At 55.3% G+C, this 25,741-nt stretch carries 17 protein-coding genes; 5 read left to right on the forward strand and 12 right to left on the reverse strand.

Going from position 1 to position 25,741, the window contains the following annotated elements; genetic code table 11:
- The first annotated feature begins 3 nt into the window (after positions 1–3).
- Positions 4–1,965 carry a DUF4129 domain-containing protein gene (locus Q31a_RS09475; protein WP_145076947.1) on the forward strand — a complete coding sequence of 654 codons (1,962 nt, stop codon included), beginning with the start codon at positions 4–6 and terminating at the stop codon, positions 1,963–1,965.
- A 1,533-nt stretch (positions 1,966–3,498) separates the two neighbouring features.
- On the opposite strand, the gene Q31a_RS09480 is transcribed toward Q31a_RS09475, so the two are convergent.
- The 4 genes from Q31a_RS09480 to Q31a_RS30100 form a co-directional block, all read right to left on the reverse strand.
- Positions 3,499–4,953, reverse strand: coding sequence for a DUF1559 family PulG-like putative transporter (locus Q31a_RS09480; protein WP_145076950.1), 1,455 nt, complete (start codon positions 4,951–4,953; stop codon positions 3,499–3,501).
- Between the two features lie 70 nt (positions 4,954–5,023).
- Positions 5,024–6,529 carry a hypothetical protein gene (locus Q31a_RS09485; RefSeq protein ID WP_145076952.1) on the reverse strand — a complete coding sequence of 502 codons (1,506 nt, stop codon included), beginning with the start codon at positions 6,527–6,529 and terminating at the stop codon, positions 5,024–5,026.
- A gap of 673 nt (positions 6,530–7,202) precedes the next feature.
- Positions 7,203–7,541 (reverse strand): RNA polymerase sigma factor, encoded by a 339-nt coding sequence (locus tag Q31a_RS09495; RefSeq protein ID WP_145076956.1) that lies wholly within the window; start codon positions 7,539–7,541, stop codon positions 7,203–7,205.
- A complete protein-coding gene (locus Q31a_RS30100; RefSeq protein WP_197356567.1) occupies positions 7,514–7,684 on the reverse strand; it encodes a hypothetical protein in 171 nt (56 codons plus the stop codon). Before Q31a_RS30100 ends, Q31a_RS09495 begins: the two co-directional genes overlap by 28 nt.
- A 308-nt stretch (positions 7,685–7,992) precedes the next feature.
- On the opposite strand from Q31a_RS30100, the gene Q31a_RS09500 reads away from it, so the two are divergent.
- Positions 7,993–9,540 carry a glycoside hydrolase family 5 protein gene (locus tag Q31a_RS09500; RefSeq protein WP_145076958.1) on the forward strand — a complete coding sequence of 516 codons (1,548 nt, stop codon included), beginning with the start codon at positions 7,993–7,995 and terminating at the stop codon, positions 9,538–9,540.
- 36 nt (positions 9,541–9,576) lie between these two features.
- On the forward strand, positions 9,577–10,857 hold the full coding sequence (locus Q31a_RS09505; RefSeq protein ID WP_145076960.1) for an AGE family epimerase/isomerase: 1,281 nt from the start codon (positions 9,577–9,579) through the stop codon (positions 10,855–10,857).
- A 112-nt stretch (positions 10,858–10,969) separates the two neighbouring features.
- Here Q31a_RS09505 and Q31a_RS09510 read toward each other — a convergent pair whose 3' ends face one another.
- From Q31a_RS09510 to Q31a_RS09540, 7 genes are all read right to left on the reverse strand, one after another.
- Positions 10,970–12,580 carry a glycerol-3-phosphate dehydrogenase/oxidase gene (locus tag Q31a_RS09510; RefSeq protein ID WP_145076962.1) on the reverse strand — a complete coding sequence of 537 codons (1,611 nt, stop codon included), beginning with the start codon at positions 12,578–12,580 and terminating at the stop codon, positions 10,970–10,972.
- A gap of 395 nt (positions 12,581–12,975) precedes the next feature.
- Positions 12,976–14,478 carry a glycerol kinase GlpK gene (gene glpK / locus Q31a_RS09515; protein ID WP_145076965.1) on the reverse strand — a complete coding sequence of 501 codons (1,503 nt, stop codon included), beginning with the start codon at positions 14,476–14,478 and terminating at the stop codon, positions 12,976–12,978.
- Positions 14,479–14,806: 328 nt separating this feature from the next.
- On the reverse strand, positions 14,807–15,397 hold the full coding sequence (locus Q31a_RS09520) for a hypothetical protein (protein WP_145076967.1): 591 nt from the start codon (positions 15,395–15,397) through the stop codon (positions 14,807–14,809).
- A gap of 242 nt (positions 15,398–15,639) precedes the next feature.
- A complete protein-coding gene (locus Q31a_RS09525) occupies positions 15,640–18,033 on the reverse strand; it encodes a TolC family protein (RefSeq protein ID WP_197356569.1) in 2,394 nt (797 codons plus the stop codon).
- 549 nt (positions 18,034–18,582) lie between these two features.
- Positions 18,583–19,878, reverse strand: coding sequence for a PQQ-binding-like beta-propeller repeat protein (locus tag Q31a_RS09530; RefSeq protein ID WP_145076971.1), 1,296 nt, complete (start codon positions 19,876–19,878; stop codon positions 18,583–18,585).
- A gap of 410 nt (positions 19,879–20,288) precedes the next feature.
- Entirely contained in the window at positions 20,289–20,531 is a 243-nt protein-coding gene (locus tag Q31a_RS09535; protein ID WP_145076973.1) for a SlyX family protein, read from the reverse strand.
- Between the two features lie 56 nt (positions 20,532–20,587).
- Positions 20,588–22,321: a S1 RNA-binding domain-containing protein gene (locus Q31a_RS09540; RefSeq protein WP_145076975.1), complete on the reverse strand. Its 1,734-nt coding sequence runs from the start codon at positions 22,319–22,321 to the stop codon at positions 20,588–20,590.
- An 840-nt stretch (positions 22,322–23,161) separates the two neighbouring features.
- On the opposite strand from Q31a_RS09540, the gene Q31a_RS09545 reads away from it, so the two are divergent.
- Positions 23,162–23,761 (forward strand): DUF937 domain-containing protein, encoded by a 600-nt coding sequence (locus tag Q31a_RS09545; RefSeq protein ID WP_197356571.1) that lies wholly within the window; start codon positions 23,162–23,164, stop codon positions 23,759–23,761.
- Positions 23,762–23,800: 39 nt separating this feature from the next.
- Complete coding sequence (locus Q31a_RS09550; RefSeq protein WP_145076979.1) at positions 23,801–24,244, forward strand: thiol-disulfide oxidoreductase DCC family protein; 444 nt, start codon at positions 23,801–23,803, stop codon at positions 24,242–24,244.
- A gap of 46 nt (positions 24,245–24,290) precedes the next feature.
- Here Q31a_RS09550 and Q31a_RS09555 read toward each other — a convergent pair whose 3' ends face one another.
- Entirely contained in the window at positions 24,291–25,076 is a 786-nt protein-coding gene (locus Q31a_RS09555) for a phosphoribosylformylglycinamidine synthase subunit PurQ (protein ID WP_145076981.1), read from the reverse strand.
- Positions 25,077–25,741 lie beyond the last annotated feature (665 nt).

A 25,741-nucleotide genomic window follows, 5' to 3' on the forward strand; every position in this document is an offset into this window, starting at 1 on the left:
CAGATGACAACAAGTCGCAAAACAATAGAAAAACAGCACCCCACTGCGATTGACGCCTGCGTCGTAGCCTTGGCTCCCGCGTTGATTATTGGCATGATTGCCTGCCTCGCATTCTTCCTGGTCATCGCCTTCTATCGAGGTGCTTACGATATCCGGCTGATGTACCTTCTGGGGTTGTTCACGGTGGCGACGGTGTTGATCGCCCGCATCGCGATCGAAAGTGGTCGGCGATATGCCTTTCTGTTTAGTGCTCCACTCGCCCTGGTTGCCAGCTTGGCCATCTTTCGCTTTGTGCACGTGAGCGGCCCATTGGCTCCCATCGGATGGCTACTCAACCTCGGCTTGCTGGCCCTGGTGTGGTACTTGGCCGACCGCATCACCTTCGACTGCACTCTGGTCGATGATCGCGACGCAAGTCAGCAAGAAGGTCTGCTACAGTCGCTGGGAATGCTCCGCAAAGATCCGGCTCAGCGTACGACCAGCGTGAATCTCCCTGCCCCTAGCAACGCCCTATCCACCGCTACGGCCAGCAAGTCCAAATCGAAGCGCCGCAAGCACAATCCGGGAGTCTGGGTGCTCTATTTCGCATTGCTCGCCTTTCCCTTATTTGGCATTGGCCAGCTAGCCATCCCCGAAGCGGGGCCGCGACAGGCCGCTTTCTATTTCCTGGTGGGCTACTTGGGCTGTGCACTATGCCTGTTGGTCACCACTTCGTTTCTGGGTATGCGACGATATCTTCGGCAAAAGGGAGTGGAAATGCCCGCCGCAATGAACGCCAATTGGTTGGGTGCGGGCTTCCTGGGGATTGCGACGATTCTGGCAGTCGCCTCGCTTTTACCACTGCCGGGCTACTCGTTAGGCCTGGTCGGATGGCCGCTGCACTTCACGTCGGCAGAGAACCTGCAAACCAATCGCTGGGGATGGGGAAAAGAGGGACAGACTAAGGATTCGCAAACCGAACAGAATGCCCAAACAACCGGGCAAGATGGACCACCCACCGGCTCTGCGGATCCCGAGGGGAAAGGAAATCCGGAGGCTAGCGACCAAGCCAGTCAAGATTCCCCCAAGCAAGCGGGGGAGTCCAGTGACCAATCCTCATCCCCCTCAGAGCCCAGCTCAAGCTCAAGCTCCTCCGACTCTCCACCGCCGTCCGCCTCCGACACGCAACCGTCAGCGGCTGAGAAGTCTTCCAACACTCAAAATCCTCGCGAACAATCCTCATCACCGGACAAATCTCCCACCCAGGCAACAAACGACGGCGATGCGCCGTCGGACGACCGGGCTGCCCGTGACTCCAACTCTCCAGCGGAACCGCAAGACTCCGCCTCTCAAGAAACTCCCAACTCTCCCCAGACCGATGCACCGCAAGAGACCTCTCGGACTCCCGATCAACACACCGGTTCTTCTTCACCCCTGTCGTGGCCCGACTGGATGGGCCTCGATCCAAATCTTTTCAAATGGATTGCGATCGCCATACTTGCGGCGCTCATCCTACTCTATCTGATTACGCATCCAGGAGAATTGCGTAAGCTTTGGCAAGAAATACTAAGACTCTGGGGCAGTCTATTCGGAAGGGGCGACCGAGCCTTCCCTGCCGACGAAGATCCTCAAGTCGAAAAAAACTTCAAGCCCCGCACTCCACCGCGTCCGTTTGCAACCTACGTTGATCCCTTTTCGACTTCAAGTCAAAGGCTGTCGCCTGCACAGATCGTCACGCATTCGTTCGCAGCCTTGGAAGCTTGGGGAGCCGAGCATGGCATGCGGCGTCAAGAGGAACAAACGGCTGCCGAGTTCGCCCGTATTCTGAGTCGTCGAGCAGCCAGCCTAGGAGACTCCCCCGTCCAAGCCGCTCAATTTCTAGACCGTCTGATGTTCGCCGATTGGCAACCCCAAATCGGTGAAGTTCAGCCGTTGAAAGACTTGTGGGTAAAGCTTAGGAAAGGCATGCCGCCGCCACAGGAATGACTGTAAGTCGGAATCACGGTGCTCTCTAGCGTGGCACTGGCTCGCCAGTGTTTTCAATACTTAACAGCTTGACCGTGCATGCTAAGCGAACATCAACGTAACCGTTCACGGTTGTCTGCAACTTAAGCTCAAACCTGAAGCAACGGATGAAGCTGTAAGTGGACAAGGAAGGTCGTGAACGGTTACTTTTTCTTTTCGCGTATTTGGCGTCTTTCGCGGTTATCTATCCTGGGACTGGGAAGGTTCAGAGGGGGGGCGAGTGATATTGTCTGTGCAAGTTTCGATTTGCTTGAGCTTGCTTGTGGGAGTGTTGGTCAGGCGTGGTGTGTCCGGCTGGCCAGCTGGAGAGCAGATTGACAACCGCGAATTAAACGAAAGAAGCGAATGGAGGAGGCTGGAAGTGAGGCCAGAGTTTGGTCTCGCGTCTTACCTTGTAACCGTTCACGGTTGTCTGCAACTTAAGATCGAACCTGAAGCAACGGTTGAAGCTGCCTGGTGGATGAGGAAGGTCGCGAACGACCGACTAAATGCTTCGCGGCGGTGAGCTTGCTTAGTATTACTCCGCGCTGTTGAGCTTGGCTCGGGGCGAGTCGGGTGCAGCAGAGAATGTATTTGGCAGCAAGATGTTGGCAGGAAGATAGCCAGAGCAATTCATCTTCCTGCCCCCATCTTCCTGTCAAAACGTCCGCCTGGATGCTTTGAAACCGTTCGCCGTTGTTGTCAACGACTTAAACTCCAACCTGAAGCAACGGTTGAAATTGTAAGTGGATAAGGAAGGTCGTGAACAGTTACTTTTTCTTTTCGCATATTTGGCTTCTTTCGCGGTTATCTATCCTGGGACTAGGGAAGTTCAGGGGGGGGCGAATGACATTTGTCTGCGCAAGTTTTGATTTGCTTGAGCTTGCTTGTGGGAGTGTTGGTCAGGCGTAGTGTGACCGGCTGGCCAACAGGACAGCCGATTAACAACCGCGAAATACACGAAAGAAGCGAAAGGAGGGGGCTGGAAGTGAGGCCAGAGTTTGGTCTCGCGTCTTACCTTGTAACCGTTCACGGTTGTCTGCAACTTAAGATCGAACCTGAAGCAATGGTTGAAGCTGCCTGGTGGATGAGGAAGGTCGCGAACGACCGACTAAATGCTTCGCAGCGGTGAGCTTGCTTAGTATTACTCCGCGCTGTTGAGCTTGGCTCGGGGCGAGTCGGGTGCAGCAGAGAATGTTGTTGGCAGGAAAATAGCCAGAGCAATTCATCTTCCTGCCCCCATCTTCATGTCAAAACGTCCGCCTGGATGCTTCGAAACCGTTCGCCGTTGTTGTCAACGACTTAAACTCCAACCTGAAGCAACGGTTGAAATTGTAAGTGGATAAGGAAGGTCGTGAACGGTTACACATCCACCAAGGGCCAATGGCATTGCTCCCCCAAGAGCACTTCGATCTCAAGAGATCAGCTGCTCCTCATGCTAGCTCATAACGCGCTAGCTCACAACGCGACCTAAACATGGGCTGAGCCCCGCGCCAAATAGGCTCCCCACACGACTCATCGTTTGCCGCCGTTGCCCGTGAGTTGAGCATGCAGTCGTTCCGAGTCCTCGAGCTTTATCGGGCGAATACTGCTATCAAAATATGCTGCCAGCACACTCTCCCGGCCTGCAAAAACCGCGTCCACCAACCCTTCGCGACTCACTTCAAAATCGGCGGGCTGACTCCACACGACCGATCTATCTTCGGGTGCCACCAGAAAGAAGACCGTGTTCGAGTTTCCATCGGTGATATCCTGAAACTGGAGCAAACGATCATCGTTGCCATCCCAGACACTTCCGTCCGTCAGCACTACTTGCAGACGAGTGTGGCCAGACGGAAGATTGGAATTCCCCACGTCGGCGAACACCGCAGGCATCTTGTCGACCAAAGTACGATTGTGGGGACTGTCCCACGGTTCATTCAAGCGGAACTGCTTGTACAACGCTTCTTCGCCCAGGTAAGGCAATAAAAAGACTCGCCAACTCAACAGCTCACGGCCGCTCTCGTCGACGGTCATCCGAGGTGGACACGCTTCAAAAGCACTGTGAAAATTGTGGAGAGCCATGGCAATCCTCTTCATATTATTGCTGACTTGCATCCGAGGCGTACTAAGTTTTCCAGAATGGAAGAGTGGCCTCAGCAGTTTGTTCAACCATTCTTGATCAATGTCGACCGACAGGGAGGAGTCTACTTGCTTGAGCTCTAGTCCAGCGGATTGCAGCACGGGTTGCAATTCGCTCGTCATCTGTGCTGCCGAAGTTGCATCGCGACAAGCTGCCACGACTGATAGCGAAAACTGCGACCGCATCTCGCACACCAGACTGAGAGCATCAACGTCTCGCATTAACCTGCGTGGCGAAAGTGGAAGCCTCAATTCCGCTGGCAATTGGTCGGGCCATACGTCAACCACGGCATCTTTCACGTCTTGGTTGAAACCTAGCGTGGCGTTCATCGTGGCATCAGAGTAGTCTTGATAGTGCGATCTGAGCCCACTGGCTTGCACATTGGCTTGAGCAACCATTCGTTGCCACGTTTTTGATTGAGCGACGACCACTCCGAGCGGGTGTTGGTGCAGGTGCAGTTCTAGTTCAGGCGGCACCATAGCTAACAACGACTCCACAACCTCCTGCACTCGAGCGGGCTGTGAACTGGGAATAATCAAGGCCGGAAAGGAGTCACTCAGGTCCTGCGTGGCAAGACTGACGTACAGTTCTTCGACTTTTGCATCGCGCAGGGATTGCAGTACACCAGCAAGGAGCACTTGTGCGGACAACATCTGCGGTTTGTTTTGCTCTCCCACAATGGGATTCACAACTTCGAACAATTGCGGGACCTCAATCTTGGCAACGTCGATGCGCAACAACAGGCAGGCGTTGGGATCGAGGAGCGACGTCAGATCCGCGGCTCGCAGAGGGACTGTAGACATACAGAGGAAGGTGATGGCAATCGCGGTTCTTTTTAAGTGATCCATAAGAATTTAAACTCCCAATTCGGTTGTATTGTCTGAACAATGCTCGTCGTTTACGAAGTGTTGAACGCGACTATTCCCTTCGTAGGGAAACAACGGTTTCTGTCTGTTGATCGCCTGGATACAGAGGAAGATTTCGGATGGTCGCTTCGTGTGTCGAGGAGCGGTTGTATTCGAACAATTGCCCAGTCTGTGGATTGATGGGAGCTGGCAACGGCTCCAAGTTCTCAAGTGACACTGGCAGCTCTCTCGCTTGTGCTGCATACGCACGCAGAGCCTCGATAAGCATGGCACGACGATGAATCGTGAAACCTCTGCGGCTAGCGTTTTGAACCGCTTGAATGCTGGGAAGAAGTCCTCCCAACAAAACCTTGCCGGGGCTTAGAAATGCTCGCGGATTAGAAAATTGTGGAAACGACTCCATCATTTCCTCTTCCGCGTTCGGCAGCAGGGCCCATTTGAATACAGCGTCTCGCGATTCGGCAAAGCCGATCCGCGTGCTTTCAAGAACCACCGCCGCGGGCAACATTTCGCCGACCTGCCTGGGATCAATCCCGTGGTCAATCAATTCTTCTCGTCCTTTGTCGGTAAAAAGCAACACCGTTGCTCCAGCCATCAACTCTGCTTGGGGACGTTCTAACTGAGATTCATCCATGAGTACCTCAGGCACAATGGAAACAGCTTGGATCAGTCGTTCGTTGACATCCTCGCGGCCGACGTCGGAGTCCAAGGGCTCCATCAGTGGCCCCAGCTGTTCATTCTGATAAACCAGTTCACCATCCAAGCTGTCGGCAGGATTCCAGTACGAATCTGGGACAGACGCCAAAGCCCAATACAGGTTGGGGCAAGCAGGTTGCTGAACAAGTTCCTCAACCGCAGATAGCATCAGACCGCGGATGGCGATTTCGACCAGTTTGGAAATTACGCTGGGTTTCTGAAATTCGAGAATTTCCGCCAATCGGAAGCCGGTCCCCACGCATTCAATCGCTTCATCAAAACGATCGTTTGCCAGCTCCCATCTCGCTTGAAGAAATAGCAGGCGGGCAAAATGACGATAATCCTGGACTAGGCTAAGATCGATCGCTTCACCAACTTCGGCATCGAGTTCGACATCCTGTCTCAGTTCAATTCGCGCACGTCGAGTTGCTGCACGGACCAATTTGATTACCTGAGCGTTGGCTGCAAGATAGTCGCTCAGGTCGGAATCCAGCAATTCTGCTAAGGGAGCTTCATGCCATTGAGCCGAATTGGCAGTGTACTGCTGCTGCAAGTCCGCGGCGTCGGGAATTTGAAGACTGGCGTATCGAGCGCGGGAAAGAATTTCACCGGCGGAGCCCGGTTGGCGAAGGACCGCTGATTCACGGAAACGATACTTAAGACTCGGCTGGGGTTCAGCTGTCGCGCTGATCGTGAGCAAATGCGGCTCCGCAGCCGCGGCTGGTGCTGGTGCTGGAAATTCGGTTTGATTCGGCTTCCAGATCATGATCTGTGCGTTGCACGGAGCACTGAGCCACAGCATGCAGCAGATAGTAGTACATGCACGTAGGACGCGCCCAAGATTACCGTACTGAAATAACATCGCAACACTCCTAATATTGAATTCTGGCCCCCACACGTTGAACGTGAGTTGCAGCTGCCTTTAGTCGTTTGAAAACCATTCGGTCCAACTGGATGAAAAATTTTTGGAAGACCTGCTAACAGGGCCTGGGACGATTTCGGAAAGCAATTCTGCTCGTGAAGCCAGACGTCTAGCACTCGGCATAGCTGCTCGGGTAGGTTCTGGAACCCAATAAGTCAAAGGGTCTCGCTGGTCGTACACAAACCGAGGAGACGAGTTTGCACCGACCAGCCAGGCCACAGCCGCGTGATTGATTGCGTCGAAACTTGCCGAACTCACAGCAGACGTCTCTTCCAGCGATGAGCTCGTCTTAGCGGAAGCCTCATCGACCGGCATACTGGGATTCTTTGAATCAAACGACATTTGGCTGATCGGTGACTGGTCGTCCACTGGCGATGTCGCCGACCGGTGCGTCCAGAGTCCCGTACAAAACGCTATTCCAACAGTCGCCACCCAAGCATAGCGTTCCCAGGGAATCGTAGTAGCCAGCCTTGGCCGATGTACGCTATTTCCAGTTGCAGCCCGTTTACCAACTCGGGGCGCCAATCCGCTTGTGGGTGTGAACGAGAACTGCTTAAGATTCTCAGCAAAATCGAGCAGTTCTGGGGACGCGTCTTCCCATTCGTTGTTCATATCACTGTTCATCGAGTGGAACTCCACTTAATTCCTGTCGAAGCAAGGTCAGGCCCTGCAGGTAGCTGCGGTGGGTGCTAGACAGCGACTTACCAAGGATAGTCGCGATCTGCTCAAAGGTCATTTCTCCCCAAATTCGCATCGTGATAATCTGCGCTTGCGAATCGGGAATTTTGCATAGTGCGCCGGAAATATCGTCGGTGTCGAACTCCGACTCGGAGACTCCGCCGACCAACCAATTCCTTGCCGCCTTTGCCTGTCGCCCCAATCGCCTGCGTTCACCGCGTTGCCACTGGATGAGGCGGTTGCGCCCTACCGTAACCAACCAAGCAATGGGCACTCCGGCAGCTCATCGAGGCCAGACAAGGCGATGAACGCCTCTTGCACCGCATCATCAATGGGTCCACCATATGAACGCAGGATCAGCACCAGTTTCTCAGAGTATTGAGCCCAAACGCTCTCGATATCTTCGAGGTCTAACATGGTGTCCGTTTAGCAGGTCAAGATTGAGCGTTCAGGAGTTCGAGTTGCGTGGTGGATCTATGATTGTGACGCCAACCGTCTTGGATTTTCCCACGCGGCCGCCCTAAAATCCAAAATTTTTGCCTGCGAGATTTTCGTTCGTGTGACGCGATTCTCAAAGACTCAGCTTTCTCAGCTGCCACCAACCCACGGTGAATAAGAGTAAACTAGAGACGGTAGCAAACATCTATTGAGATCTGCAGAGGCACCGAGTGCTCATTTCCATCCTCCCCAAACTTTTGACTGCCACGTGTAGAACGACCCGATGCATGAGCATCTTGCTGACTTTTTGGGTTGCTAGCGGTCTGCAATATTCAGTTCCTAGCTTGGCTCAGAGCGTAGAGGTAGCCCGGTCGGCCTCGCTGCCAAGGGCGACCGCTGCCGAGCTGCCGCGATGGCGTGGATTCAACTTGTTGGAAAAGTTCCATAAGGATTGGTCCAATCAACCATTCGTTGAAGACGATTTTCGAATGATCCACGAACTGGGATTCAACTTCGTGCGTCTCCCTCTGGACTATCGAATCTGGACCGACCAAGGTGATTGGAATCAGTTTGACGAGTCACAATTGCAGGAAATCGACCGCGCCGTGAACTACGGTCACAAGTATGGAATTCATGTTTGTATTAATTTCCATCGCGCACCGGGCTATACCGTTGCATCACCGCCAGAGCCGACCGATCTGTGGACCGACACAGCAACCCAGGCCGTTTGCAAGCGGCATTGGGCCACGTTTGCGAAGCGTTATCGAGGCATTCCCAACGAACAACTCAGTTTCAACTTGTTCAACGAACCCCCGGAGGATGTGGGAGCAGCCTTCTACACGGTTGTACGCGAAGTGGTAGCCGCGATTCGCGCTGAAGATCCACAGCGTTTGATCATCTCCGATGGACTTGCATGGGGTCTGAAGCCAGTCTACGAGTTCGCGGACCTGAACATTGCTCAGGCTACGCGTGGCTACACGCCGTTCGAGCTTACTCACTACCAGGCTAGCTGGGTGGCCGACGCAGATCGCTTTCCCGTCCCCCAATGGCCCCAGATGAAGGCTTACGGTCTGCTGGTCTCTGAGACCAAGCCCGACATCCCTGCCGATCAACAACGTACTTTGGTGATCAAGGGTACTTTTTCCGCACCGACCTCGATGCGTTTGCGAGTCGGGACGGTCTCCACCCAAGCCGTGTTGGTCGTCACCGCCGACGGCAGCACTATTTTTGAGAAAACGTTTACGCCGGGACCGGGCTTAGGCGAGTGGAAAGAAGCGAGCTACCAAGCCCAATGGGATAACTACCAGAATCTCTACGACCGCGACTACCGAATGAGCGTGCCTGCAGGCACTCAACGCATTGTTGCGAGGGTTGTCGAAGGAGACTGGTTGACTGTCACGGAGTTAGGGTTGAGGAGCGAGGATACCGATGATTCTCGGGAACATAGTATTGCAATCGATCCGCAGTGGGGACAATCCGCCAGCACGATAACCTACTCACCGCAAGCGACCCCAAACGTGTTTCTAACCGAGCAGCTGCACGATCGACAGTGGCTCTACGATTCTACCGTATTGCCCTGGTTTCAGGCCAAGGAAAAAGGGATCGGAGTGGTTGTAGGCGAATTCGGTTGCTTTAACCGTACGCCACATGAGGTAACACTAGCGTGGATGGAAGATGCCTTGGCGAATTGGAAACGGTGCGACATGGGATGGGCGCTCTGGAATTTCCGAGGCTCTTTTGGTGTACTCGACAGCGAACGTACCGACGTGGAGTACGAGAACTTCCAAGGCCATCTGCTGGACCGAAAGATGCTTGAATTGCTTCAGCGATATTGATCCCAACTTCCTTTCCCCCTACCCCCAGAACAAATCATGTTGCGTGCCATCCTAGCAGCGTTCCTTCCCCTAATCACCTCGCTCACCGTTTTCGCGCAGGAGCGGACGCCCACGACGGCCGCGGAGTGTCGATCGTTGCTGGAGAGTTCGATCGTCGACTTCTATTTGCCACACTGCATCGATCAGCAGTTCGGCGGCTACCTGGAGAACGTCAACGACAAGGGGGAATTTCTGGGAGAGGAAAAATTTCTGACCTTGCAAGCGCGGCAGGTCTGGTTCTTTAGTTCCCTGGCCAAGGCCGGTATCCGCACCAAGGAATCGTTAGCGGCAGCCCTCACGGGCTACCAATTCTTGATCCAACACTTTCAGGACCAACGCCACGGCGGCTACTTTACTAAGGTCACCCGTGACGGCAGGCCAATTGACCGAAGAAAACATGTGTATCCACTGTCGTTCGTAATCTACTCCTTGGTAGCCTACTCCGAAGCGTCGGGAGATCCTGAACCGCTCGACCAAGCCATTGCTCTTTTTCAAGTACTCGAAACACACTGCCACGACCAGCAGCATGGGGGTTACACCGAGTTCTTCTATGAAGACTGGCGCGAGATCACCGACGAGAATGAATCGGGATACATCGGGGCGATAGGCACCAAGACCTACAACTCGCACTTGCATCTGCTAGAGGCCTTCACATCGCTATACCGCTCAAGCGGCGATGAAACCGTCCGAGAGCGGCTGTTGGAACTGGTGCAAATCAATACGGTGTCGGTAAAACACCCCAACGTGGCCTGCAACCTAGATGGTTGGAATCCCGATTGGTCCATGATCCGAACGCCCAAGAATCTGCGAGCCAGTTACGGCCACGACGTCGAATGCGTGTGGCTCGTACTCGACGCAGCCCAAGCCCTGGGAATGCCGCCAGCGATGTTGCGAGGGTGGGCAACGGGGCTAACCGATAACGCCCTGGAATATGGTTTTGACGAGGAACACGGGGGGCTGTTCTACACCGGGCCTCTCTCAAAACCGAGCGATGATCGCAAGAAGGAGTGGTGGACTCAGTCCGAAGCTTTAGTAGCCTTGCTGACGATGCAGCAATTCACGGGTGATCGCAAGTATCGCGAAGCGTTTGACCGCACCTTTGATTTCGTTACCACCTACCAAATCGCATCGCAGGGAGGTTGGTGGGCGACTCTCAATCCCGATGGATCACTAGTGGAGCATCCCAGTCGTAGTAGCATGTGGCACGGAGCCTACCACAATGGTCGCGCTCTTTTGTTGTGCGAACAGTTGCTCCGAAACGCTGAACCAACCCCATAGCCGGTGGCCTGTTTTTCCAAGACTTGCGCAACTGAATGACTTGGAGCATAATTGCGCAGTGTAGACAATGCCATGTTTCCCACCGCATTGCGATGCCATATAGATCTGGAGCTCAGACCAGGTAGTTTTGGACCAAATCACTGAACGTCGCTACCTGCTCTGCCTGCCACTCGGGCCCCTTATCGAGCAGTGGGGCCATGATGGCTGCAGTCTGCTCGGCGGCGGCCAATGCCTCCGCAGCGTTCAGAAGCAGCAAACGCGTGCGGCGCGATAAGACATCTTCCACCGTGCGAGCCATCTCATGCTCGACCGCCCACGCCACTTGCGCGACCATGACTCTCTCACTGGCTGACAGGTTGCCCGCCAGCTTGGGATCGCGCACCGCCATTTCTCGGATTGCGGGCGCGTCGGAACCATACACGCGCAACCCATCATCCGGCGAGGCGACCTGTTCGGTCGACTGCAACTCCTCACCAGCAGGAGCACCGTGTAACTTGGCATAAGCGGTTCTCGATGCATGCTTGGGAAGATTGCCAACCTTCTCTACCAGATCCGTCACGTCTTCCCCCATCTTGCGATAGGTTGTCCACTTTCCACCGATCACGGAAATGACTCCACTTTCAGACACATGAATCTCATGCTCACGAGAGAGGCTGGCCGAACTCTGTTTGGAGTTGGAACTGCCCACCAGCGGACGCAAGCCAGCAAATACCGACCTGACATCCTCACGCCGAGGCGCCTGGGTTAGATAGCGGGCGGTGTGCGCCAACATGTAGTCAATCTCGGCATCGGTCGGTCGAGGTTCGCGGTCGATCTTCTCAACTTGAATATCGGTGGTTCCGATCAGAGTTTGACCATTCCAGGGGATCGCGAACAAAACTCGGCCATCATCCGTCTCAGGAATCAACATGGCGGTGTCCCCTGGCAAGAAATGACGGTCGAGGACCAAATGCGACCCGCGACTCGGGACGATGTGCGGGGCATCGGGATTCTGCTTGGGGAATTTGGCAGCTGCCGTGTCGAGTTGCATGATGGCGCCGCCGAAGACCCCCGTTGCATTGACAAACACGCGTCCCTGCACTTCATGCTCCTGCCCTGTCTCCTCATCGCGAACCACTGCTGAATTCGTCCGACCGTTGAAACGTCCCAACTTGATCACCGGCATGTAGTTGCAAGCCACTCCACCTTGATCCACGATAGATTGGGCTAGGGAGATGGACAATCGCGCGTCATCGAATTGGCCATCGGAGTAAAGCACACCACCACGCAGGCGCGAGCGATCCAGTGTCGGAATCAGTTCCGTGGCTTGATCGGTACTCAGGAGCTGGGACGGTGCAAATCCTTGTTTTCCCGCCAACAGGTCGTAGGCTTTCAAACCAGCGTAGTAGAACCAACTCTCTCCAGTCCTGTAAGTAGGTATCACAAACTGAAGAGGATGCACCACATGGGGCGCATTGGCTAACAAGCGTCCGCGTTCATGGAGCGATTCGCGTACCATGCGGACTTGCCCGTTTCGCAGATAGCGGACACCACCATGCACCAATTTGGTCGAACGACTGGAGGTACCCTTTGCAAAATCGTGCGATTCCACCAGCAGCGTCTTAAGACCTCGGCTGAGAGCATCGAGGGCCACGCCCAGACCGGTTGCTCCGCCACCGATTACCACGACATCCCACTGGTTGGAGCGGTCCGAAAGGGCCGCTAGCATCTGATCACGATTCATAGGTTTCGACTATCTAGAAGGTTGTGTTGTCAGGCAAAGTACGGTGGCGGCATGGTCGGACGATTGCAGATGCAATTCTAGCCTAGCCGGGCTCGCCATGGGTTTGCGGTGTTTCGAGCGCAACGGACAGTTAATTTTTTGCAGGACGCTTTTTACTACTGGAACAATCCACTCCTGGACCCAAGGGGGCTTTAACGTCACACTCGCTGAGCGAGAGGCGATGCTACCTCCGCGGTTTCAACTCCATTAATGTCTGGTCGAGCGAGGCCCAGTATCACCAGCTAAACAGGCTACTGCATCGTTTGGAATGCCCATTTCGGTGTGCCTAGCAAACGGTTGACTTGCCGGCCCCCCTTGCCCAGCGACTTGTCGCACCGCCGAAGTACTCGGTATGCCTACGCCCAATTCTTGGAACGCTCTAGCGCTTTGTGCCACCCCGCGCGCAGCTCCTTGACCTGGCTGGCTTTCATGCTGGGCTCAAACGTCCGATCAATTTGCCATTTTTCAGCCAATTCTGACTTGTCTTTCCAGACTCCAACTCCCAGCCCCGCCAAGTAAGCGGCTCCCAGGGCCGTCGATTCGAACACTTTAGGGCGTACCACGGGCACTCCTAAAATATCGGCTTGAAATTGCATCAGCAAGTCATTCATGGCGGCTCCGCCATCCACGCGAAGCGACTTAATTTTAAGCTTCGCGTCGGACTTCATGGCATCCAAGACATCGGCCGTTTGGTAGGCGATGGCTTCCAAGGCAGCGCGCGCAATGTGGGCGCCGGTGGCTCCACGCGTTAGCCCTGCGATGGAGCCACGCGCGTACGCATCCCAGTGAGGAGCCCCCAGTCCCGCGAAGGCTGGCACGAGGTACACGCCGCCATTGTCCGGCACTTGCGCCGCCAACGCCTCTACGTCCGAAGAGCGTTTGATAATTCCCAAACCATCCCGCAGCCATTGCACGACTGCACCGGCGACGAAGATGCTCCCTTCAAAGGCGTACTCCGCTTGGGCACCAATCTTCCAAGCGGTCGTGGAGAGCAAGTTGTTGGTCGACGGCTTGGATTTTTTGCCGGTGTTCATGAGCATGAAGCACCCGGTGCCATAGGTATTTTTGACCATGCCAGGTTCGGTACACATCTGCCCGAAGAGTGCCGCATGCTGGTCGCCAGCCACGCCAGCTACTGGAATGGAGGCTCCTAAGATCGATGCCTTGGTCTCGCACAGCACTTCGCTGGAAGAGCGTACTTCCGGCAACACTGCGGCGGGTACTTTCAACGCCTTCAGCAGCTGGCCATCCCATTCACCGGTATGGATGTCGAACAGCATCGTGCGAGACGCGTTTGTGAAATCGGTCAGATGCACGGCCCCCGCTTCGGCGGTTCCTCCGGTGAGCTTCCACATCAACCAGGTATCGATCGTCCCGAACGCTAGTTCTCCCGCCTTGGCCGCCTCCCGCGCGCCACTGACGTTATCGAGCAACCAAGCGAGTTTGGTACCGGAAAAATAAGCGTCGATCACCAAGCCGGTGGCTGCGGTCAAATGCTCGGCCGATTTACTCTTCCGCAAGCGATCACAAGTCGCCGCCGTTCGACGATCCTGCCACACGATGGCATTGTGAATCGGTTGACCGGTCCGCCGATTCCACACAACCGTCGTTTCGCGTTGGTTGGTAATGCCGATCGCCGCAATTTGCCCCGGCTTGATCTTCGCTTTGCGGATCGCCGATTTGGCAACCGACAACTGACTCGTCCAAATCTCTTCCGGGTCGTGCTCGACCCAGCCTGGTTTCGGGAAGAACTGCGTGAACTCCTTTTGAGCTACCGCAATGATCTCTCCATCAGAGTTGAGGACTAGAGCACGCGAGCTGGTAGTGCCTTGGTCTAAGGCAAGCAAGAATTGAGACATGGAGCATTCTCTACGTGGAGACAGGGGTGAGGAGAATTTGGGGAGCAAGTACCCCGCTGGTTACCAAGAAGTGGAAGCGGGAGGCCACTTCCGCTCCTAGCCGGATACTGCCGGTCGGACGATGCAGTTCGCCACGGGCATGCAAGTACCATGTCCCACCTGCCTACTGGAGTGGCTGCAGCAGCCGAGCCAGTCGACGTGGCGGGCGCGGTGGAAAGATGCTGTTGCGCAGCAACAATTCCTGGGCCTTCTCCGCACTTTGCAGAAACTCTTGGCCTCGCCCGCGACCCCGTGAATTGGCGTGAGACTCGCTCAATAGCCTGGGGACCTACTTGGCCTCGAGTTCTTTGAGCATCTTCTTAAAACCTTCGACCAATTTTTCGCACACCGCATTCGGGCCGGTCATCTTGATGAAGTACTGTCCCGAATTTTCGGTGACGATGATCGCCCCCAGCATTCGGTAGTCCTTGCGAATGGTCGGTGGCACCCCGGCAAATGGAGGCGCTCCCATGGTATCCTTGAAACTACCTTGAATATCTACCCAGTGTACGGTGTTCTTGCCAACCTCGAATTTTTCAACTTTAGTTTTATCTTTGGGAGCATCCTGAAACTGTCCCTTCCAGCGTTCGATATTGGCGTCGATCGAACCGCCAGCCCCCATGATAGTGATGCGAGCCTGAGCTTCTTCGTCCTCTTTACCCTTGTCCTCCTTGGCGGGAGCCGAGAATTCATACTGCACAATGCGAGACTTGGGCTGTTCCTTTTTCCACTCAGCGGGCGCGGTGAGCGTTAACTTGCCATCGGCCAAAGCAATCGTGACGGGCTCAGCGGCGGTGGCCCGGGCGCTCTCCCCTGACACGGAGGAAACGGTCATCGTAAGGGCGAGAGGCAGGACTAGAAACGAGAGTAAGTATTTCATCGGAGGGTACTTCTATCGGTGGTCGTGAAAGGTAACAGAACTCTAGCATCAATAAGTGCCAGAGGGCTCGTTATTCTACAGGATGTGACCCCAGAAATGGTGAATCGGAAAACGAAAAAACGGGGCGCGATAGTTTCGAAAAACTATCGACCCCGTTTCAGCAGGCCCCCCTGCTCTCGTTCACAGCGCTAGCTGTTTTCTTTGTATTGTTTCGGCTTTAGGCACGAATTGCTGACCATCACTTAGCGAGGCGTCCAGCTGGCCGCACCGCTGCTGTTGGCGACGCGAGGTTGGCGTTGGCCCGATACGGTGGGCCGGTTAGCTGCGGTGTCCGAAAGGGAGTATTCCTGGGAGGCTCGCACGACCTGTGCTCGTGGCTGCTCGTCGATTCCTAAACCTCCCCAGTTGTACTGGTCGCGGTCGGAGATGGTCGCTGTGTTGCTGACGGTACGAACACCGTTGCCTGACTCCAAGCGTGCCGTCGGGCTCTTTGGCTCGACGACCGACTCCAGGTTTTGCTCCCCACCTTCCATGGCTCGATCTAAGAACTCTTGGGCCGGGGCCGCGTCGTAATCCGATCCAGCTCCGAAGCTCGCACCGTGGTCCGAGATATTGCCTTCGGTGTGCATGCCCTGCTGCACAGGACCGTTGCTGACCACCGCTGGGCGTGTGTAGCCGTAGTCGAAGTAGATCCCACCAGCTCGCTCCCGAGCTCGCTCTTCGGCATCCCAGTACGCCTTGTCAACCCAAGCTCCCTCTTGCAGTTCGATGGAGTTCAAATCGAGCAGCGAGCCCTTCAGAGCGTGCAGGTTGACGATCCATTTGTTGTAGTCGCAGACAGCGTTGTGGTATTGTTGTTCGGCCCGAGTCCGACGCTCTTCCGCTCGCAAGAGTTGGTCGAGTAGTTGAGCCAAGTCGCCGACGTTCTCTTCGATCTGAGCTTGGTAAACATTGATCTCCTTCTGATTGGCCGCCCACTGTTGCTGGTAGACGTGAATCAGTTCGTAATCGGATTCGATCTTCGTCCAAGCATCCGCGAGTCGGAAGACCAGCATCACTTCCTTCTCACGCAGCTCTTCTTGCGTCTTCTTGATTTGGAATTGGGAATTCTGAATGTTGGCCATGGCACGTCGCTTGCCGAACGCTTGCGGAGTGAACTCCAACCGAGCTCCCAACTCCTGGGAACCGCCATCGGTAAGGCCTTCGAGAGCATTGGAGCCCGGATTGGGGAAGGCAATGCCGCTGCGTTGGGATGAGGCGAAGGTGTCCCCGACACCCAGGAAGCGGTAGAATCCGACCAGGTCCAGTTGCGGTAGCACTTGGTTGCGAGCGGAGATCAATTCGAGTTCATCTTGCTTGATCGCCCACTTCTGACGGCGTAGTTCCACACTGCGTGTCAAACCTTCTCCGACCACGTCGCACCAATTGAATTGAATGCGGGCCAAGCTAGGCTCATCGAGAGGGCGAATGAATTGCCCGTCGGTTGCTCCCCAGCCGATCAATTCTCGCAGGCGTCGTTCGCGTCCCACGAGCCCTTCTGGGTCATTGCCGGGGACGGTCGAACCATTCAGTGAGGCTCGCATTTGAGCGTCGAATTGGTAGTAGAGTCCCTCGGCTTGGAAGGCAGCTTGAGGCGCGTCCTTACCAATTTTCAATCGTTCGTTGGCCACTTTCCATAGGCTGCGTGCACTGTCCCGAGCGATCCGTGCAGTATCGAAAGCGCGATAACCGCAGTACAGATCCCAGTAGGCGTGCTCAACGGCTTGCACCATGTTGCGAACGCCAATCTCGAACTCATGCAGCGCCAAATCTTCATTGATGCGAGCCAAAGTGACCGGAATCCGATTGACCAAAGTTCCTCGGCCACGCAACAAGGGCTGTGTGACTTGCAACTCTAGAGCAGCGGTGTAGTCGCTGGCTACATTGCGGCCAACGCCGGTTGGGATGTTGTTCCGTGAATAAACAGTTGTGAATCGGGCTGTGGTGATCGTACCGTTGGCATGTCGCTTCGAGATCGCCGCTTGTCCATTGGAATCCACTCCTTGGAAAAGCTGCGGATTGAACGGGTTGCCCGGTCCCACGTTGCGGGGCCGATCAGTGGTGTTGTAACCGAAGATGGCTGAGAACTGAGTATCAAACTCGCTCAACGCGTCTTCCACACCACCAACCTGATTGGATCGTGAAGACCCCCGCGGTGCTACCCGATTGCCTTGGGAATCAACCACAAGAGGTTGAGTGCTGGAGGTGGTGGCCATGATCGCGGGATCGTACACGCTTGGCAGCTGGCCAGGTTGTGCACTCAGCAACGCATTGGAAACGCTCCCCGTTTGCTGATTGGAGCCTCCCACGACACGCAGAATCTTTGAATTCTGCATGGCCATGGCGATGCAGTCCTCAAGCGACAATTCTACGAATTCTTCAGGCAGGTTCGATGGCCCCAAGGGGATCGCCGTTTGCGTTGCTTCCGGCAAGCTTTGAACCTGAGTGTCCGCATATTCGATATCCATCGACTGGGCCAAGAAATTGGCCATCGAATCGTCCTGGCGAACGAAGAAAGGCTGAGTTGGTTGACAACCAGTACAAAAGGTCAAGCAGATTTGGATCACTGCTGCCCAGCGGAATAATGGACGGCTCATCGAGGTGAGTTTCCTACCGAGTCTGTGGAAAGAGCGAAGGACTTGCAAACCCAAGCCAACGAGGCAAAGGTGCAGAGTCATTGCTCACCAACACGACGGAATCAATTTTTCTTTCGAGCCCCCTCGATCGTTCAGCCTGCCGAGTTCCGAAGAACTCGACAACGTCCCGACACTTTAGTTATCGTCCGCACCACCGTTAAACTTTGACTGATCGCTACAAATTACCAAAAGATCTTTTCTGCTAGCATTGTTTGCAGTATTGGGGCAAGAATCACGCCTCCCAAACATCCCAAGCTACGTAAACACTCGGTTTAGAGGACTCGAAACACCATCGAGCTGAGAGCGCTGCTTCAGAATGCAATTGCTTGCAAAGGCCGGCGTAAGAATTTTCGAGCAAATAGAAGAGGCTCGAAGTGCTAGCAAAGGGGGAGCGAGCCGGCATGTTGCAGCTGCCCCCCACTGTAATTCCAATCTCCAATCTGCCATTCCCACTCAGGCGGGAACGACATGGATTGCGGCCGCAGCGACCTTCAGATGCGTAGCTGGAGCTTACTTGCGAATCTCATAGCACAAAATGGCGTCATCTTCGCGAAGAATAAGGCGTCCGTTGGAGATGACCGGATGAGCCCAGCTAGGTTTGTCGCTATCCCCCGAGCCTGGAGTCTTAAACCAACTGGAGACTTCGTAATCCTCTGGGCTAAGCTGTGCTACACTGACAACTCCGTTTTGATAGCGCAAGAAGAGTTTTCCGTCAGCCACAACGACAGACGTGGAGTCCTTTCCTTCCCGACTACGTTTTTCCCAGACAACTTCACCAGTCATTAGATCTGCACATTTAAAAATGCTCTGATCTTCAACGCCAAAATAGAGATGGTTGCCTACCAAGACAACGCCGCCGTGCTTGTTGCCCAGCTTCGTTTGTGGCCCGTAGATTTCCTTAATCGAAATACTGCCATCGGTACCAGGAATCTGCTGCAAAAGCGCTCCGCCTAGCTTATAGCCGGCCACGGAGTAGACATAATCGCCTTTGATAATTGGAGTTGGAATAAAAGCGGTGGGCGGTGCCATATCGTAAGCCCACTTCAATTCGCCGGTATCGGCCGCGATCCCAATTGGTCCGCCGCCCGTGTTTTGAACATAGATTTTGCGGCCGGCAACATGACTGATGACGATCGAGGAGTGTCCCGCCCCTACGTCGCCAGGATGCTGGCAGCTCCAAACCAGCTCTCCGGTTTGCTTATCAAGCGCTACGACGGTCGATTTCTCCCCACCGGGAGTGCACAGCACTAGGTTGCCATCGACCAACGGAGACTCACTATATCCCCATTGATCTTTTTTCTTTCCACCAAAATCTTCCTTTAGATCTTTCTGCCAGGCAATCGAACCATCGCTGGTCTTCGCACAGATCAGTTGGCCATGGGGTGTAATGACGTACAACAATTCCCCATCGATGGAAGGTGTGGCCCGAGAGCCTTGCCAAGAGGCCTTGCCTTCGTTCCAAGCAGGACCGGTCTTGGACTTCCAAATCGCTTGCCCGTTATCCGCATTGAAGCAAGTCAGGTATTCGTCTTTATCTCCGTCGGCGGTCGAGGGCCCATCCCCCAAGGTGTAAATGCGACCGGCCGAAACAGCAGGGCTAGCATATCCGCGGCCTGCACCTTGAGCGGTCCAGAGCAAACGCGGGCCATCCTGTGCCCAGTGGTCGAGCAGCCCACTTTCCGCGGAAATAGCGGTTCGGTTCGCGCCTCGAAAAGTCGGCCAATCGTCAGCGGAAACAGTGGCTGCAAAACCGGCTAAGACGGTTAAGGCCAAGCTGAATCGCAGTGATTTAACGGAAACTCGCATGTCGTATACCTGTGAAGTTGCGGGGTTGATTTGAGCGAAACTCTACAACTACGAAGATAACCCACGCGATGGTCGGTTGGAACACCGCCTTCTGCCCGCCTAACCGAATCGTAATATTTTACGACGAGTGCCTGAACCGCCCCCAAGCTTGACGGCTTGTGAATTGCGAGCGATTCTAGCTTTGGACGCGGAGATAGCCTTCCTATATTGCACTGGAGCAGCAGGCACTCTTTATTTAACTGGATGCTTTACTCTGGCTGCGACAAGGCATTTCACCAAGCCGTTCGGCGTCGGGTTCCATGTCCAACGGACTTGGATCTTTGGGTGGCTTGGTAAAGCCCGATTAGGCGGCGCTGTGGGCACTTGCCGTGGATTGCTATGAAGATGCAGACGAGCGATCCCACAGCGGGCTAATAGTGCGGGGGACGTTCTTCCAGCGGATCGATTTGTCGCTCTTTCTGATCGCCGCGCAATTCTTTCAACTGCCGTTGCAATTGGAGCATCGACCGCTCCAACCGCATCAGCTGACGCGTTTGCTCCACCACGACTTCGTCCAGTTGCGCTGCCAAATGCTGTTGGTGGGTAAGCCCAATCTCCAGCTCGACGATACGACCTTGCATCGCTTTTAGGGAATCATCGGGAAGTGCAGGCATGGGACGATTTTCTTCTCAGGAAGGGACGCTCAGAGCATCGCAAGTAGAGTAGCGGACTACCATTTCAATCCAAATTGCTCGCCACCGGAGGGGCGCGCCGTTCCGCCCTTCAACGGGCCTTCGTGCTTGGGCAATACCGGTTTCGCTGGAGGCTCTTCGACGGCCTCAGCCGCTGCGCTGTTCTCCGCGGGAGCCGGAGCCGCTTGCGCCGCTTTGAGTGACAGGGAGATTCGCTGCTGGTCGGAATCCACCGACAGCACCTTCACCTCTAGCTCCTGCCCTTCTTCCACGACAGACCCGACCGAATGCACGCGGTGATGCGCTAGCTCGCTCACGTGAATCAACCCTTCCACGCCAGTTGCAATCCGGACGAAAGCACCGAACTCCGCAATACGAGTGACTGTACCATGGATCAATGCACCGACCGGGAATTCCGCATCGACCTTCGACCATGGGTCCTCTTGTAGCGAGCGATAGGAAAGTCCAATTTTTCCAGATTGCGGATCGATCTTGTCGACTCGCACTTGGATCGTATCCCCTTCCGTCAAAATCTCGCTGGGGTGCTTGATCCTTTCCCAGGAAAGCTGGCTGATGTGCAGCAAGCCGTCGAGTCCACCGATATCGACGAACGCACCGAAGTCCAAGATTTTCCGGACGATCCCCTCGACGGCTGCACCAACTTCCAGGTTCGCCAATCGCTCTTCGCGCTTCTCTTTTTTCTCGCGTTCCAGCACCGCACGGTGAGACAATACGAGGTTCCCGCGCCGTGGATTCGCTTCATTCACGATGCACAGCAGCTTTTGTCCAACCAACTCTTCCAAGTTCTCGATACGAAACTCGGAGGCTTGACTCGCCGGAATGAAGCCATCGATGGATCCCACCTTGCACTCCAAGCCACCCGTGTTGGAACCGGTCACAACTGCTTCAACCACGTCCCCTTCATTCAAGTCAGACCAGTCAGCCACGTCGACGGCATTGCCAGGCACCGTAACCTCATACAATCCTTCCTGTGGCAGAAACCCTCGCACAATCACATCTAATTGAGTTCCCTCCTCAGGCAGCTCTTCGAATTGCAACGCCGGGATGACCGCTTCGTTGGCCCCCCCGAGCGACAGGAAGACGAACTCCCCTTGAGCCTTCATCACCTTGGCTTGCAAACGCTGCCCGTCCTCGAGCATTTTCCCCACTTGCAGCATGGAGTCGCCGATGAGCATCGAATCTAGATCGGAAGCCGCCAAGGCTGCCTCCAGCTCGTCTTCCATGTCTTGAGACAGCGGCCGGCGTCGCGATGGCACTTCAACTTTCGGAACAACCACCGGTGGTGTCTCGATGACTTGTCCTCGCTTGCTCAACCCATGCTTGCGGTCTCTGGGCTTCTTGTCAGACCGGTTTCCCGCACCGGGCTTACCAGCCCCGCCAGTATTTCCCGTTGGAGTTGCGGTTGCCGCGGTCTCTCCACTGCCACTGGGCGTCGGGGCACTACTTGGATCCGAAGTGGCACTCTCGGCATTGCCAGCAGGGACAGCCGTTTTTGCCGGTTGGCTTGCCGGTTGCGCACGCTGCTGCTGCTGCCGCATTTCACGAATCTTAGCCAAGCTGATTGGCCCCCCGGCAGCGTTTTCCGCAGCGGGAGAAGACTCCTCCTTCGGTGCTTGGCTGGACGCTTCCGGCGTGCTGGTGGGCACGGCTGACTGCTCAGTTGGGAGGGCTCCCTCTGCAGCAGACGTGTCTACGTTCGTTTCGGCGGCAGTTTCAGGAGTAGCTGGCTGGGAATCTGATGCGTCAGACATGGTTGGAGAACCTAAAATTAATCAATAAGTATTTGGGTGGGCCGAACTGTTGCAGCTGGCCGCCTGCAAGGTAGCGATCGGCTTGCAAATCGCAAGCCGCTCTATTCTAGACGCGTCTGCCTCAGCTTCCAACGGCCACTTGGCATCCATAGCTCACAAGCGAGCGGTTTAATTGCCCGTCCTAGTAGCCGCCTGAGTCACAACTTGTCGATTTAATCCCGATTTCAGTTTTACGGAGTAGGCAATTTCACGAATTGGCCTGTAGCGGTAATCACCTTTCCTTGCTCACGTAATGGGACGATTTCGTCAAGCCGCTCAGTTTCGGGCCAGTGAACGCGGTAACGCGGCCATGGACGGCCGACAAGGCTTAAGGGGCCGCTACTCTCATGCCACTACGTTCAAGCCTCAAGTCGTCAACTTGGCAGTCTGGTCAGATACGATAACTACCATGCCCGCTACACAATAGTTGGCTGAGGCAGAACACTGCCCCGTTTCTCTAGACTGGCCTCTGCACGCGTCCCTCCATACTGATTAAACAGTTTGATTGGCCTGCCCCGAGTCCATGAAGTTGCCCATGAAGTAGTTCGTGGACGGTTGAGAAGCAATCGCGGTGACACGCGACTCCTCCTGGTTCAGGCGTCCCAATCGACCATCCTTCGCTGGGAATACTGAAACTTGCGATGAAATCGATCGAGTTGAGGCTGCAAGTCTGCTGAAAGCCTCCGATTTCAGGTATGTTCAACTCCCTCTGAAGGTTCACCGCGATTAAGGTACCACACCGTCTCGCAGAGTGGACCTACAGGTCCCCAATGCCCCCCAATGCCCGCCGGAGAACTAAAGATGTCGAGCCTAATGGATCTAGTTTCGAAACAAATTGGTCGCGAACAGGTCGATCAGATTGCCAGCCAACTAGGATCTTCGCGCGAACAAGTCGAAAGCGCTATTGGGATGGCCCTGCCAACCTTGCTAGGTGCGGTGGCACGCAAAGCAGACGATGCGGGGCAGTCAGCGGAGCTCCATAGCTCGCTTCAACATCACGACGATGGCATTCTGGACCAAACGGGACAGCTGTTCGGTGGCCAGCCAGCGCCCGCCCTACAATCCTTTGGCGGTGTGGGAGACCTGTTGGGCAGTATGCTGGGAGGCAGACAAGGTCGCGTCGAACAAGGTATCGGCAAAGCTTCGGGAATGAGTGGCACACAAGTTGCATCGCTACTCGCCATGCTGGCCCCCTTGGTAATGGGGGCGATTAGCCGTCAAGCTAAGACCGACAAGCTCGATTCCGACGGATTGTCAGGGATGCTGCGCGGCGAAAAGAAGGAAATTGAGAATCAGGCCACCGGTGGATTGCTTGCCGGGCTATTGGATCAAGATGGTGACGGCGATTTTGATTTCCAAGATGTTATGAAATTGGGCATGAAGCGGTTATTTGGGAAGTAGACTTCCCCGCAACGCCCGCCACTGACTACCGGCTTTTCCATGCTCGCGCAAGCTAAAATCCCTTTCCCCGATCCAGACGACTATCCCGAGCGAGACGTCGTGATTTGGGATGGTAAGTGCAATTTCTGCAGAAGCCAGGTCGAACGCTTGCGGTGGTTCGATCGCGGGGAGCGACTCGCCTATTTGAGCCTGCACGACCCACGAGTTGCCGAGCGCTATCCCGACATGGAGCACCAGCAGCTGATGGACCAGATGTGGGTCGTCAATTCGGGTGGCTTGCGACTTGGCGGAGCTGACGCCGGCAGATATCTGAGTCGAGTGCTTCCCAGCCTGTGGTGGCTCGCCCCGTTGTTGCACTTCCCCGGCAGCATGCCGCTATGGCGGTGGCTGTATTCCAAAATTGCCAACCGTCGGTACAAAATTTCGGGGATGCAGTGCGACGACGATGGGGGCACCTGCCATTTGCATGGGATCAAGAAGTAGAATGCTCGGCTAGCACTTCCCCCAACGGGACCAGTGCAAGGGACGGCTAGGCAAAATATTCGACGGCATTTTCGAACATTTTCAGCCCCTCGCCCTTCTCAGGCTGGACCTTGCGTCGCGTCCAGAAGGGGTGGTGCGAGGCAACGATATGGCGCTCGGGGTGCGGCATCAGCCCAAAGATCCTACCGCTCGGATCGCTGATACCGGCAACGTTCATCTCCGCACCATTGGGATTCTCGGGAAACGGCAGAGGCTCGGTTCCGGTTTGTCCGTCGGCGGTGCAGTAGCGGAGCCCCAACTGCTGCTGTTCCAGCAATCTGTTGGCCGCCTCTCGATCACGCAACACGAATCGGCCTTCGGCGTGCGCCATTGGTAGAAAGAGCGTATCGATACCTCGTAGGAATACGCTATTCGAATCGACGTTTTTGAGGTTCACCCAACGGTCTTCAAATCTGGCTTGGTTATTGAGTGCCAGTGTGGCTGGAGCAGCCAATTCAGCCCCGGGGAAAAAAATCCCCAGTCGCATCATGACTTGAAATCCGTTGCAAATCCCAAGCACCAAGCGTTCTTGATCACGGAATTCCGCAATCAAATCCTGAAGATGAACTTGCAACCGCTGCGCCAAGATCCGCCCGGCAGCCACGTCGTCTCCGTAGCTAAAGCCGCCAGGAAAGCAGAGGATCTGGCAGTCTTGCCCCAAGCTTGGTTCCGCAATCAGCCGATTTACATGGACGCTGACCGTTTTCGCACCAGCGACTTCAAAAGCATGGGCCGTTTCCACGTCGCAATTGGTGCCGGGGGCTCTCAATATCAGCACTCTTGGGGTGGCCATAGGTCTCTTTCCTTACACCTTCAAACAAGGATCCCTACGCCCTCAGAATGCACCTCTAAACGCATCGCTGGTCGTAGGGGCAACAGCCTATCAAACTTGCCTTGACTGACCAGAGGGGGAGACCTGCGGCGCCTCGTCCTCGGCACGAATGTCCTCTTCCGCTGCTCGCGCTACCAACGCACCTACCGCCGCACCCAATCCAATATAGGCGCCCGGAATGGCCGCGAAATGCCAAAACCGGCACAGCAGGTCGATGCCCCCCCAAAGTCACGCATCCTCACAAGCAATTCGTGCTCGGACTCGGACAGGGACTCGTGCTCGGCGTTCTGGCTTCTGTTCGTTTTGCCTCCAAGGAACGTCTTATGGAGTTCGACAACGAATGACTCGTTGAAATGCGGGTGATAACGACGATCCGGGGGGCGATGCTAGGTTGGTAAATGTATTGCATCGTTCACGGACCGGGGGGCCATGCTACTTTTTTCACGGACCACGGGGTCCATGCTACTTTCTTTCCCCACGGACCGGGGGTCCATGCTACGCCGTTTACGGAGCGGGGGTAGATATGCTGAGGAACATCACGGTCCAGCCGGCCGTCAGCCGGGCCGTGCTAGGCTGCTGATGCGAACATGCTACGCTAGTGCCCCGTGATGGAATCGACGGTCCGC

This window comes from Aureliella helgolandensis, from assembly GCF_007752135.1.
In the GTDB taxonomy this organism is placed as follows: Bacteria; Planctomycetota; Planctomycetia; order Pirellulales; family Pirellulaceae; genus Aureliella; species Aureliella helgolandensis.

Bases quoted from the DNA above. Each gene is read 5' to 3' on its own strand.
- Q31a_RS09540 (WP_145076975.1), bottom strand. From the start codon at position 22,321: ATGTCTGACGCATCAGATTCCCAGCCAGCTACTCCTGAAACTGCCGCC.
- Q31a_RS09505 (WP_145076960.1), top strand. From the start codon at position 9,577: ATGTTGCGTGCCATCCTAGCAGCGTTCCTTCCCCTAATCACCTCGCTC.
- Q31a_RS09550 (WP_145076979.1), top strand. From the start codon at position 23,801: ATGCTCGCGCAAGCTAAAATCCCTTTCCCCGATCCAGACGACTATCCC.
- Q31a_RS09525 (WP_197356569.1), bottom strand. From the start codon at position 18,033: ATGAGCCGTCCATTATTCCGCTGGGCAGCAGTGATCCAAATCTGCTTG.
- Q31a_RS09475 (WP_145076947.1), top strand. From the start codon at position 4: ATGACAACAAGTCGCAAAACAATAGAAAAACAGCACCCCACTGCGATT.
- Q31a_RS09520 (WP_145076967.1), bottom strand. From the start codon at position 15,397: ATGAAATACTTACTCTCGTTTCTAGTCCTGCCTCTCGCCCTTACGATG.
- Q31a_RS09510 (WP_145076962.1), bottom strand. From the start codon at position 12,580: ATGAATCGTGATCAGATGCTAGCGGCCCTTTCGGACCGCTCCAACCAG.
- Q31a_RS09480 (WP_145076950.1), bottom strand. From the start codon at position 4,953: ATGGATCACTTAAAAAGAACCGCGATTGCCATCACCTTCCTCTGTATG.
- Q31a_RS09545 (WP_197356571.1), top strand. From the start codon at position 23,162: ATGTCGAGCCTAATGGATCTAGTTTCGAAACAAATTGGTCGCGAACAG.
- Q31a_RS09535 (WP_145076973.1), bottom strand. From the start codon at position 20,531: ATGCCTGCACTTCCCGATGATTCCCTAAAAGCGATGCAAGGTCGTATC.
- Q31a_RS09485 (WP_145076952.1), bottom strand. From the start codon at position 6,529: ATGTTATTTCAGTACGGTAATCTTGGGCGCGTCCTACGTGCATGTACT.
- Q31a_RS09555 (WP_145076981.1), bottom strand. From the start codon at position 25,076: ATGGCCACCCCAAGAGTGCTGATATTGAGAGCCCCCGGCACCAATTGC.
- glpK (WP_145076965.1), bottom strand. From the start codon at position 14,478: ATGTCTCAATTCTTGCTTGCCTTAGACCAAGGCACTACCAGCTCGCGT.
- Q31a_RS09530 (WP_145076971.1), bottom strand. From the start codon at position 19,878: ATGCGAGTTTCCGTTAAATCACTGCGATTCAGCTTGGCCTTAACCGTC.
- Q31a_RS30100 (WP_197356567.1), bottom strand. From the start codon at position 7,684: ATGTTAGACCTCGAAGATATCGAGAGCGTTTGGGCTCAATACTCTGAG.
- Q31a_RS09500 (WP_145076958.1), top strand. From the start codon at position 7,993: ATGAGCATCTTGCTGACTTTTTGGGTTGCTAGCGGTCTGCAATATTCA.